The organism is Nocardioides sp. (assembly GCF_029937575.1).
In the GTDB taxonomy this organism is placed as follows: Bacteria; Actinomycetota; Actinomycetes; order Propionibacteriales; family Nocardioidaceae; genus Nocardioides.
Map to the genome: position 1 here is coordinate 1 of NZ_JAPYPS010000095.1, position 10906 is coordinate 10906.

At 71.5% G+C, this 10906-nt stretch carries 12 protein-coding genes; 9 read left to right on the forward strand and 3 right to left on the reverse strand.

Annotation, left to right across the window (positions count from 1 at the left end):
• On the reverse strand, positions 1 to 219 hold a 219-nt coding region (locus Q1K33_RS19495), incomplete at its 3' end, for a sigma factor (protein ID WP_363319759.1).
• Between the two features lie 21 nt (positions 220 to 240).
• Positions 241 to 594, reverse strand: coding sequence for a YciI family protein (locus tag Q1K33_RS19500; protein WP_300406423.1), 354 nt, complete (start codon positions 592 to 594; stop codon positions 241 to 243).
• A 179-nt stretch (positions 595 to 773) separates the two neighbouring features.
• Here Q1K33_RS19500 and Q1K33_RS19505 point away from each other — a divergent pair, with 179 nt between their 5' ends.
• The 5 genes from Q1K33_RS19505 (at position 774) to groL (ending at position 5652) form a co-directional block, all read left to right on the forward strand.
• Positions 774 to 1613, forward strand: a complete 840-nt coding sequence (locus tag Q1K33_RS19505; protein ID WP_300406424.1) for an SGNH/GDSL hydrolase family protein — start codon at positions 774 to 776, stop codon at positions 1611 to 1613.
• 61 nt (positions 1614 to 1674) lie between these two features.
• A complete protein-coding gene (locus tag Q1K33_RS19510; RefSeq protein ID WP_300406425.1) occupies positions 1675 to 2529 on the forward strand; it encodes a TylF/MycF family methyltransferase in 855 nt (284 codons plus the stop codon).
• Positions 2526 to 2924: a hypothetical protein gene (locus Q1K33_RS19515; RefSeq protein ID WP_300406426.1), complete on the forward strand. Its 399-nt coding sequence runs from the start codon at positions 2526 to 2528 to the stop codon at positions 2922 to 2924. Before Q1K33_RS19510 ends, Q1K33_RS19515 begins: the two co-directional genes overlap by 4 nt.
• On the forward strand, positions 2921 to 3793 hold the full coding sequence (locus tag Q1K33_RS19520) for a hypothetical protein (RefSeq protein WP_300406427.1): 873 nt from the start codon (positions 2921 to 2923) through the stop codon (positions 3791 to 3793). Before Q1K33_RS19515 ends, Q1K33_RS19520 begins: the two co-directional genes overlap by 4 nt.
• Positions 3794 to 4014: 221 nt before the next feature.
• Complete coding sequence (gene groL, locus Q1K33_RS19525; RefSeq protein WP_300406428.1) at positions 4015 to 5652, forward strand: chaperonin GroEL; 1638 nt, start codon at positions 4015 to 4017, stop codon at positions 5650 to 5652.
• A 77-nt stretch (positions 5653 to 5729) separates the two neighbouring features.
• Here groL and Q1K33_RS19530 read toward each other — a convergent pair whose 3' ends face one another.
• A complete protein-coding gene (locus Q1K33_RS19530; protein ID WP_300406429.1) occupies positions 5730 to 7445 on the reverse strand; it encodes a serine/threonine-protein kinase in 1716 nt (571 codons plus the stop codon).
• Between the two features lie 169 nt (positions 7446 to 7614).
• Here Q1K33_RS19530 and Q1K33_RS19535 point away from each other — a divergent pair, with 169 nt between their 5' ends.
• From Q1K33_RS19535 to Q1K33_RS19550, 4 genes are all read left to right on the forward strand, one after another.
• A complete protein-coding gene (locus Q1K33_RS19535) occupies positions 7615 to 8166 on the forward strand; it encodes a sigma-70 family RNA polymerase sigma factor (protein WP_300406430.1) in 552 nt (183 codons plus the stop codon).
• Positions 8163 to 8855, forward strand: a complete 693-nt coding sequence (locus tag Q1K33_RS19540; RefSeq protein WP_300406431.1) for a hypothetical protein — start codon at positions 8163 to 8165, stop codon at positions 8853 to 8855. The genes Q1K33_RS19535 and Q1K33_RS19540 overlap by 4 nt, the downstream gene beginning before the upstream one ends.
• 1 nt (position 8856) lies before the next feature.
• On the forward strand, positions 8857 to 9936 hold the full coding sequence (locus Q1K33_RS19545) for a GNAT family N-acetyltransferase (RefSeq protein WP_300406432.1): 1080 nt from the start codon (positions 8857 to 8859) through the stop codon (positions 9934 to 9936).
• 86 nt (positions 9937 to 10022) lie between these two features.
• The coding region (locus tag Q1K33_RS19550) for a DUF222 domain-containing protein (RefSeq protein WP_300406433.1) at positions 10023 to 10906 on the forward strand (884 nt) is incomplete at its 3' end.

Here is a 10906-nt window from a genome sequence, read left to right on the forward strand (position 1 = left end):
GGCCGGGGCGCGGAGCGGGTCGTGGGCCCGGCGCCGCGCCGTCGTCATCAGCCAGCCCGACGGGTTGTCCGGCACCCCCGCGGCCGACCAGTCACGGGCGGCCGCCTCGACGGCGTCGGCGAGCGCGTCCTCGGCCAGGTCGAGGCGCCGGAACCGAGCGACGAGCAGGGCGAGCAGCCGGCCCCACTCCTCACGCACGACCCGCTCGAGTGCATCCATCCGGGCGGCCCGTGGGACCGGTCAGAAGTCCACGTCGACGCACTCGCGGACCTCGACGTCGTACTCGCGCGGGAGCAGGGCCGCGAGCTCGACGGCGACCTCCATGCTCTCGACATCGATCAGGTAGAAGCCGCCGAGCTGCTCGATGGTCTCCGCGAACGGCCCGTCGGTCACGGGTCGGTCCGGGCCGGGGCGCACGGTGCGCGCGGTGTCGGGACTGCTCAGCGCCTGGCCCCCGGCGATGGAGCCGCGGGCCTTGACGGCCTCGTCGAAGGCCATGAAATCGGCCACCACGCGCTCGCGCAGCGCGTCGTCGGCCTCCTCCCACTTGCGGAAGTGGTCGGCCTCGGCCATCAGCAGCAGGTACGTCGTCATCTCGGCTCCTCGGTTGTGGTGATGCTGTCATGGGGGTGACGCGCGAGGGCGGCCACTTTCGACAATCGGCTGGTAAGTCGCCCCCCAGGGTGCCCCCGCCGGCAACGCCCCCGGGGCCGACACGGCCCGCTCACCGCGTGGACCACTGCTGTTCAGGTCGAGGTGGTTGAACAGGGTCCATGGCTCGTCGACGCATCCTCGCCGTGGCAGTGACCGGAGTCGCCGCGGGCGCGCTGGGAGGGTCGTACGGCGCCCGCGAGCTGCTGCATCGCCAGGCGGCGGCTGCGCGGCGGTTGATCGGGAAGCCGCTGGGCGAGCACGCGCCGTACGCCGACCGCGTCTGGAAGTCCGCGCACGGCAACCCGATCGACCTCCTCCTGCTCGGCGACTCGATCGCGGCGGGGCTGGGCGCGGAGCGCCGCAAGGACACCCTGGGTGGCCGGGTCGCCAAGGGCCTCGCGAAGGAGACGGGTCGGTCGGTGCGGCTGCGGACCGCCGCGGTCGTCGGCTCGGAGAGCTCCCAGCTCGCCGACCAGCTCGCCACTCTCGAGCCGGAGTACGCCCCCGACGTCGCGGTGATCGTGGTCGGTGGCAACGACGTCACCCACCGGGTGCCGATCGCCGAGTCGGTGGGCTACCTGCAGGACGCGATCGTGGACCTGCGCGCCCGCGGCACCGAGGTCGTCGTCGGGACCTGCCCCGACCTCGGCGCCCTGCGTCCGGTCCCGCAGCCGCTGCGCGCGCTCGGGTCCCGAGCCTCGCGCCAGCTCGCGGTCGCCCAGGCGCAGGCGGCGGTGGCGGCCGGCGCGCACGCGGTGTCGCTGGCCCAGGTGGTCGGGCCGTTCTTCATCACCAACCCCGACGAGATGTTCAGCCTCGACCGCTTCCACCCGAGCGCGCTGGGCTATCGCCGTACGGCGGCCGCGCTGGTGCCGTCGCTGCTGACCGCCATGGGACTGCACGACCAGGTGCCCTTCGGCCACGCGGCGCCGATCGTGCCTGCTGAGCCCCCACTGTGAATCGTTGCTCACCCGCCCGCAGACGCGTGATCTGGCGTGGAGGGTGGGCTAGGGTCCCAGCGTGACTGACTCGACCCTCCATGCTCCCCTCGGCGCTCCCAGCCCCGCCGTGGACCTGTACCTCAACTCCCTCGCCAAGATGCTCACGCGCTACGGCTTCGAGGGCCGCAGCGCCACGGTGATCTTCAACCCGCGCTCCTACGAGTCCTACCTGTGGGACCTCGTGCGTCAGGCCACCCCCAACCGCGACATCCGGATGGTCGAGCCCGGCGTCTTCGACGCCGCCCGGCGCGACGTCGGTCGTGACTGGCCCGCCGACGCCGAGACGATGGTCGGGATGAAGCGCCTGCTCAACGTGCGCGAGGTGATGGAGTCGGTGCTCGCCGACGGCATCGAGGGCGACTTCATCGAGACCGGCGCCTGGCGCGGCGGCACGTGCATCTTCGCCCGCGCCATCCTGGCGGCGTACGGCGTCACCGACCGCAACGTGTGGGTGGCCGACTCCTTCGAGGGACTGCCGGCCCCCGACGGCCGCTTCGAGGCCGACCGGGGCGACCAGCACCACACCAAGGTCGACCTGGCCGTCAGCGTCGAGCAGGTGGAGGAGAACTTCCGCCGCTACGACCTGCTCGACGACCAGGTGAAGTTCCTCAAGGGGTTCTTCGCCGACTCCCTGCCCACCGCGCCGATCGAGAAGATCTCGGTGCTGCGCCTCGACGGCGACATGTACACCTCGACGATCGACGCCCTCGAGCCGCTCTACGACAAGGTCTCGACCGGCGGCTACGTCGTGGTCGACGACTACGGCGCCGTCGACGCGTGCAAGAAGGCGATCCACGACTTCCGCGACGCCCGCGGGATCACCGACGAGATGGTCGAGATCGACTGGGCCGGCGTCTACTGGAGGAAGTCGTGACCCAGGACGCGCACGCGGAGACACCGGACATACCGGAGACACCGGAGCGCTACACCGACGCGACCACCGGGGTCGACACCTCGACCTTCGCGGAGGGTCACCTGGCCCGGGTGCTGCGCCTGGAGCGTCAGCTCGCCAACAACCGCAAGTGGTCGCGCAAGGCCACCCGTCAGCTGCACGGCACGATGCTCAAGGAGATCCAGGCTGCCGAGCGCCGAGCGCGCCAGGCCGAGCGTCGGGCCGAGGCCGCGGAGAAGCGTCTGGCGAAGGCGCAGGGTCGCGCCCGTGCCGCAGAGGCGGAGGTGGCGGCGCTGCACGACAGTGCCACCTGGAAGGCCGGGCGCGCCGTCGTGGCCGTCCCGGCGAAGCTCAAGCAACGTTGGGGACCCAGATGACTGAAAGCCCACGAGTGCTCCTCGTGACCTCCGCTGCGCACCCGGATGGGGAACCGGGCCACGCAGCACTCGACCGGGCGCTGGCCGCGCGCGGGATCGACAGCCAGTGGGTCGTCTGGGACGACCCGTACGTCGACTGGGCCGACGCCGACCTGGTCGCCGTCCGTTCCACGTGGGACTACGACCTGCGGATCAAGGAGTTCCTCGGCTGGGCGAGCTCCGTCGGCGCGACCCTGCTCCACGGCACCGACGTCTTCCGGTGGAACACCGACAAGAGCTACCTGGTCGACCTGGCGACCCGCTCGAAGCTGCCGCTCGTGCCGACCGTCCTGGCCGACAACCCGGTCAAGCTGCGCGCGGCGATCGGCCGCTTCGGCACCGCCGTCGTCAAGCCGCGCATCGGCTGCAGCGGTCGCGGCATCGTCATCGTCTACGACGCCGAGACGTGGTTGCCCGTCGACAAGGGTCCGTGGGTCGTCCAGCCACTGGTGGAGTCCGTCTTCCGCGAGGGCGAGGTGTCGGTGATCGTGATCAACGGCCACCCGGTCGCGCAGGTGCACAAGGTCGCCGGGTCCGGCGACATCCGGGTCAACGAGGAGTTCGGTGGCACCGTCTCGGCCGTCGAGCTGACCAGCGAGGCGGCGCTGCTCGCCGTCGACGCCGTGGCCGCCACGACCGAGATCGTGGAGTCGGAGATCGTCTACGCGCGCGTCGACATGCTGCGCCACCAGGGCACCCTGAGCGTCAGCGAGGTCGAGGTGACCGAGCCCGGTCTCTACCTCGACGTGGTGCCCGAGGCCGCCGAGAAGTACGCCGACGCGATCGCGCGGCGCCTCGACCTGCCCGAGCTCGCGGTCGTCCAGGACTGACGCCCGCCCCACGGGCCGCCGTACGACCGACCCGGGTTGTCACTCTCGGGTCCTGAGTGCTAAAACAGGCATTGGCACTCTCACCACGAGAGTGACAGCCGGAGCGGTGTCAGCTGAGGTCCTCAAGCCCGACGGGAATGGTTCGTCGGAGGGCGGGATCGTCCGTCGCGGGCAGCCCACCGACCCGGACCCACCGACTCCCACAAGAGGAATCGCAGGTTATGCCGAAGCTGATTGCTTTCAACGAGGAGGCCCGGCGCGGTCTCGAGCGTGGCATGAACACGCTCGCCGACGCCGTCAAGGTCACCCTGGGCCCCAAGGGCCGCAACGTCGTGCTCGAGAAGAAGTGGGGTGCGCCCACCATCACCAACGATGGTGTGAGCATCGCCAAGGAGATCGAGCTCGAGGACCCGTACGAGAAGATCGGTGCCGAGCTCGTCAAGGAGGTCGCCAAGAAGACCGACGACGTCGCCGGCGACGGCACCACCACCGCCACCGTGCTCGCCCAGGCGATGGTCCGCGAGGGCCTGCGCAACGTGGCCGCCGGTGCCAACCCGATGAGCCTCAAGCGGGGCATCGAGGCCGCCGTCTCCGCCGTGTCGGACCACCTCTCCAACATGGCCATCGACATCGAGACCAAGGAGCAGATCGCGGCGACCGCCTCGATCTCCGCCGCGGACTCCACCGTCGGTGACATCATCGCCGAGGCGATGGACAAGGTCGGCAAGGAAGGTGTCATCACCGTCGAGGAGTCGAACACGTTCGGCCTCGACCTCGAGCTGACCGAGGGCATGCGGTTCGACAAGGGCTACATCTCGGCCTACTTCGTCACCGACCCCGAGCGCATGGAGACCGTGCTCGAGGACCCCTACGTGCTCATCGCCAACTCCAAGGTGAGCAACGTCAAGGACCTGCTGCCGCTGCTCGAGAAGGTCATGCAGTCCGGCAAGCCGCTGGTCATCATCGCCGAGGACGTCGACGGTGAGGCCCTGTCCACGCTGGTCGTCAACAAGATCCGTGGCACGTTCAAGTCGGTCGCCGTCAAGGCGCCCGGCTTCGGCGACCGCCGCAAGGCCATGCTGCAGGACATCGCCATCCTGACCGGTGGCCAGGTCATCTCCGAGGAGGTCGGCCTCAAGCTCGAGTCGGCCGGTGTCGAGCTGCTGGGCCAGGCCCGCAAGGTCGTCATCACCAAGGACGAGACCACCATCGTCGAGGGTGCCGGCGACCAGGGCCAGATCGAGGGCCGGGTCAACCAGATCCGCGCCGAGATCGAGAAGTCCGACTCCGACTACGACCGCGAGAAGCTGCAGGAGCGCCTGGCCAAGCTGGCCGGCGGCGTTGCGGTGATCAAGGTCGGCGCGGCCACCGAGGTCGAGCTCAAGGAGCGCAAGCACCGCATCGAGGACGCCGTTCGCAACGCGAAGGCGGCCGTCGAGGAGGGCATCGTCGCCGGTGGCGGCGTCGCGCTGGCCCAGGCCGGCGCGACCGCGTTCGACAAGCTGGACCTCACCGGTGACGAGGCGACCGGTGCCAACATCGTGCGCGTCGCGATCGAGGCCCCGCTCAAGCAGATCGCGATCAACGCCGGCCTCGAGGGCGGCGTCATCGCGGAGAAGGTGCGCGGCCTGCCCGTCGGACAGGGCCTCAACGCCGCGTCCGGCGAGTACGTCGACATGATCGCCGAGGGCATCATCGACCCGGCGAAGGTCACCCGCTCGGCTCTGCAGAACGCCGCCTCCATCGCGGCGCTGTTCCTCACCACCGAGGCCGTCGTGGCCGACAAGCCGGAGAAGGCGGCGCCCATGGGCGGCGACCCGACCGGTGGCATGGGTGGCATGGGCGGCATGGACTTCTGAGTCCACCGCTCCCCAGGAGCACCAGCACCACACGCTGACCCGTCAGACATGTCTGACGGGTCAGCGTCATTTGGGGGTCACTGGAAGCGGAAGGACTTCACCATCGGGTCGATCTGGGCGCGGCGCTCGTCGAGGCTGTCGATCCGGCTGTGCTGGAAGGTCACCCGGTAGAGGAACTTGCCCTTCATCAGGAACCACGTCTCCTCGGCGAGCTCGAGGTTGTCGCCGGCATCCCGGTAGGCCGCCCGGGTCCGCGCGGCCTGGACGCCGTCCAACCAGGCCGGCTCCAGCCGCTCGGACCGGATCAGGCTGAGGTCCGGGTTGGAGGAGTCGATGCTCTCCACGGCGCTCTGCGCCACGATGTCGAGCAGCGCGATGTCGTCGAGCGGGACCTTGGGCACGGAGCGGCGGAGGAAGACCGAGGAGTAGTAGCCCTCGAAGTCGTCGTAGTCGCGCGCGCCGGCTCCGTTGTCGACGATGCCGTCGTCGATCAGGCCCCAGCCGGCAGGGGCGCGCAGGGACGCTGGGCCGAGCGAGATCTGCACTCCCGAGGCGGCCGGGACCTTCGGGTAGAACGGCTTCGGTCCTGGCGTCGGCGTGGGGCTGGGCGTGGGCGCCGGGGTGGGGGCCGGGGAGGGCGTGGACACCGGCGTGGGGGTCGGGGTCGGCGTGGCGATCACGAGCGGCGACCCGGTCGGTCCGTCGTCGGCGGCGTCCTCGCCGTTGAGCGCGACGGCGGCGGTGATGCCGCCGGCGATCACGACCATCGCCGCGGCAGCGCTGACCAGGACGAGGCGCGTGCGGCCGGGGCGCTGCTGCCGCGGCACCGGAGCGCCGGACGGGTGCGAGGGGTACGAGGGGGGTGAGGGATGCGAGGGGTACGGCGGCCGTGCCGGGCGGGTGGGCGGTACGGCGGGTGCGTCCTGTGGTCGTGGGACCAGCGGCGGGTGCGGGGTCGAGCGCGCGAGGCGGGCGATCTCCTGCAGCGCTGAGCGCATGGCGTCGGCCGACGAGTACCGCGAGGCGGGGTCCTTGGCCATCGCGGTGCGCAGGAGGGCGTTGATCGCGGCGGCGACGGAGGAGCTCTCCATCAGCTGGGGGACCGGGGCGCTGACGTGGGCCATGCCGATCTCGACGTCGGTCCCGGCGTACGGCGTGCGAGCGGTCAGCGCGGTCCACAGCACGCAGCCGAGGGCGTAGAGGTCGGCCGCCGGAGTGGCGGGCTCGCCACGGGTCCGCTCCGGGGCGAGGTAGGCGAACGTGCCGGCGACGGCTCCCGGCACGGTCAACCCGGGGGAGCGGTCCTGGGCGATCCCGAAGTCGCAGAGATAGGCGAAGACGTCGGAGGAGATGCTGCGCAGCAGCACGTTGCTCGGCTTGAGGTCGCGGTGGATGATGCCCGCCTGGTGGGCGTCGGAGAGGGCGAAGGCGAGCTGGGCGGCGATCTCGCAGGCCGGCGCTGCCGGGACCGGACCGTGGGCGTCGAGGGCGACGCTGAGGTCGCCTCCGGCGACGTACTGGGTGGCGATGTAGAGGCAGCCGTCGTGCTCGCCATGGTCGAAGATCGAGATGATGTGCGGGGAGTCCACCCGGGCCAGGACCGACGCCTCGCGCGCGAAGCGCTGGCGGTAGTCCGCCTGCTCGGCGAGCTCGGGGCTGAGGACCTTCAGGGCCACCGTGCGCCCGAGGCCGACCTGCTCGGCGGCGAAGACGACGCCCATGCCGCCGCGCCCGAGCTGCCGGGTGATCCGGAAGGCGCCGAAGTCCTCGCCGACGGACGGGAAGTGAGCCATGGACGGTCGCTCCTTCGGTCTCCGTCGGGTGCCGGTCGGTGGTGCCATTCAGTGGTGCCGGTCGGTGGTGCCGGTCGGTGGCCCGGCTGGCAGGGAGGGTGTCCGCCACGTGCGGGTGATAAACCCCCGGTGGCAGGCGCTGTGCGGCCCTGTGTGACACGGTTGAGGCGTGACAGCGCAGGCACGTCGGTCGAGGTTCGAGGCGCTCGCGCCCGGGCTCATCGACCCGTTGCGGCGCTTCCTGGCACGCCGTACCGACGCAGCGACGGCCGACGACGTCCTCGGCGACACGCTGCTCGTGTGCTGGCGGCGACTCGACGAGGTGCCCGCCGGCGAGGAGCTGCCCTGGGCGTACGGCGTGGCGCGCCACTGCCTGGCCAACGCCGAGCGGGGCGTACGTCGTCAGCAGCGCGTCGCCGCCAAGATCGCGGTCGTCGACCCTCCGGCCACGGTGGCCGCCGGCCCGGACGACGATCCGACGTCGGGGGAGGCGGCGCAGGTGCGAGCAGCCCTCGAGGAGCTGCCGGAGCGCGACGCCGAGCTGCTGCGTCTGTGGGCGTGGGAGCAGCTGGGCGCCGGTGAGATCGCCGTGGTCCTCAACATCACGCCCAACGCGGCGAGCATCCGGCTGCACCGAGCTCGGGAGAAGCTGCGCCAGGCGGTGGGAAAGATCCAGGCGCCTGTCGGACATGAGGGGTCGAAGGAAGGGAGGGCGACATGACCGACGACCAGCACGCGTCGGCAGACTTGTCTGCAGACGACGCGTTGCGCGCCCGGCTCGCCGCCGCCGACCCGGCAGCCTCCCTGTCCGCCGCCGACCCCGCCGGGGTCGCCCGACTCCTGGAGGACACCATGTCCCAGACGCCCGAGACCCGCAGCGACCACCTGCGCCACCGCAGCCGCCTGACCTGGGCGATCGCGGCCGCGGCGGCCGTCGTGATCGTAGGTGGCTTCGCCTTCGCCTTCGCCCTCGGCAACGACGGGGACGACGGGCCTGCCGTGGCGGCGACCGACGTGTCACCCAGCGCTCCCGTGACGACGCCGACGGAGGAGGAGAGCGTCACCGAGCTCTCCCTCGCCGCCAACGGCACGTCCGGGCGGTGTCTGACGCCCGAGGCCGCCCCGCAGGTCGTCTCCTCCCAGTCCCTCGTGGTCGATGCGACGGTGGAGTCGATCAGTGCCGGAGTCGTGACGCTGGCTCCCACCCGCTTCTACACGGGCGAGGAGGCCGACATCGTGACCGTCTCCGAGCCGAGCGGCGACCTGCAGCTCCTGCTGGCCGGGGTCGAGTTCGAGGAGGGTGAGCGCTACCTGGTCTCGGCGACCGACGGGCAGGTCACCCTGTGCGGCTTCAGCGGCCCGTACTCCGAACGGCTCGCCGCGGTCTACGACGACGCGTTCTCGGACTGAGATGTCGCCGGTCGGAGTCCTGCTCGCCGCCGGGGCGGGCTCCCGGATGGGGATGCCCAAGGCACTGGTGCACGACCCCGACGGCACCGCCTGGATGGTCCGCAGCGTCGGCGTGCTCCGCGACTCGGGGTGCGACGAGGTCGTGGTGGTGCTCGGCGCCCGGGCCGACGAGGCCGCCGCCCTCGTGCCTGCCGACGTGCGCGTGGTGGTCGCCGACGACTGGGCGGACGGGATGTCGGCGTCGCTGCGTGCGGCCCTCGGGACCTTGGACGATGACCCATCGTGCGGCGAGGTCGCCGTGGTGACGCTGGTCGACCTGCCCGACGTCGGCGCCGATGCCGTACGGCGAGTGGTCGCGGCCGCCTCGGGTCCGGCGGCGCTGGTGCGGGCGTCGTACGGCGGACGGCCGGGGCACCCGGTCGTGCTCGGGCGTGACCACTGGGCGCCGATCGCCGCCGATGTCTGCGGCGACGAGGGAGCCAAGACCTACCTGCGCCGCCACGGGTGCACACTGGTCGAGTGCGGGGACCTGGCGACGGGCGAGGACCAGGACGAACCGCCCGGTGGCTCGGTCGGAGATGTCGTGCTCGAGACCGAGCGGCTGAGGCTCCGGCCGTGGCGGGTCACCGAGGCGCACGTGCAGCGCGAGCTCTGGGCCGAGCGCGACCCGCGGGTGCCGGCCCGGCGGCGCATCGACGCCGACGGTCATCCCACCCTGGCGGAGATGGAGGAGTGGATCGCCTCCTCGCCCCCGCCCGACTCGACCGGGCTGCTCGCCGTCGAGCTCCGTGACGGCGGTGACGTGATCGGCTACTGCGGCCTCACCGAGGGCAGCTCACCCGAGGTCCCCGAGCTCGCCTACGAGCTGCTCCGCCGCGCCCGGGGTCACGGCTATGCGACGGAGGCGGCCACGTCGGTGCTCGCGTGGGCGCGGGCCTCCGGCTTCGCGGGTCTGACGGCCACGGTCTGGGAGTGGAACACCGCCTCGCTGCGAGTGCTGACGAAGCTCGGCTTCGCCGAGGAGTCACGCGAGGTGGACCCGGCGCACGGGGTCAACGTGGTGACCTCGAGGCGGCTCTGAGATCGCCCGGCTACCGGTTGAGATCACGAAGACCCAGAGGGTGAGAAACCCTTGCTATACGAACATGTGTTCGATAGCATGTGATCATGTCCGCTGGTCTCCTCGACGCCCAGGACGTCCGTCGCTTCCGTGACGACGTCCTCGCAGCGGCGCGACCGGCCGGTGACGAGGTGGTCACCGACGCGGCGAGGATCGACCTGATCGCGGAGGCCGAGAAGCTGAAGTCGGCGTTGTGTGCGGTGCAGGCCGAGCTGGCCGTCGACCTGGACGCCTCCGTCCGTTCGCGTGATGCGCGTCAGGGCGTCGCCCCGGAGCGGCAGGGTCGTGGGGTGGCCGCCCAGATCGGATTGGCCCGTCAGGAGTCACCCCACCGCGCGAGCATGCTGCTCGGGTTGGCCAAGGACCTCGCCACCGACCTGTCCTGCACCCACCAGGCGCTGCGCGAAGGCCGACTCAACGAGTTCCGCGCCCAGGTCGTGGCCCGCGAGTCCGGCTGCCTGGGACGCGAGAGCCGAGCAGTCATCGACGAAGAGGTCTGCGGCACCGAGGTGATCGACGGCCTCGGGACAGGCGCGTTGGCCGGCGAGATCCGCAAACGCGTCGCCCGGTCCGACCCGGCCGCCGTGGCGCGACGCAAGGCCAAGGCCCACGAGGCGCGCCGCGTCGGGATCCGTCCCACCGAGGACACCATGGTCTACCTCACCGGCCTGCTGCCGGTCGCCCAGGGCGTCAAGGCGTTCGCGGCGCTGACCAAGGAGGCAGCCCGGCTGATCTCGGAAGGAGACACCCGGACCAAGGGCCAGATCATGGCCGACCTCCTCGTCGAACGCCTCACCGGCCAGACCCATGCCGCCGACGTCGGTCTCACCGTCGACCTCGTCCTGTCCGACGAGACCCTCCTCGGCGCCGGCCACGCACCCGCGAGCCTGCCCCAGCTGCCCGGCTGCGTGATCCCGGCCCAGATCGCGCG

Excerpts from the sequence above, each read along its gene's own strand:
- Q1K33_RS19500 (WP_300406423.1), bottom strand. The coding sequence starts at position 594 with ATGACGACGTACCTGCTGCTGATGGCCGAGGCCGACCACTTCCGCAAG.
- Q1K33_RS19505 (WP_300406424.1), top strand. The coding sequence starts at position 774 with ATGGCTCGTCGACGCATCCTCGCCGTGGCAGTGACCGGAGTCGCCGCG.
- Q1K33_RS19520 (WP_300406427.1), top strand. The coding sequence starts at position 2,921 with ATGACTGAAAGCCCACGAGTGCTCCTCGTGACCTCCGCTGCGCACCCG.
- groL (WP_300406428.1), top strand. The coding sequence starts at position 4,015 with ATGCCGAAGCTGATTGCTTTCAACGAGGAGGCCCGGCGCGGTCTCGAG.
- Q1K33_RS19530 (WP_300406429.1), bottom strand. The coding sequence starts at position 7,445 with ATGGCTCACTTCCCGTCCGTCGGCGAGGACTTCGGCGCCTTCCGGATC.
- Q1K33_RS19540 (WP_300406431.1), top strand. The coding sequence starts at position 8,163 with ATGACCGACGACCAGCACGCGTCGGCAGACTTGTCTGCAGACGACGCG.
- Q1K33_RS19545 (WP_300406432.1), top strand. The coding sequence starts at position 8,857 with ATGTCGCCGGTCGGAGTCCTGCTCGCCGCCGGGGCGGGCTCCCGGATG.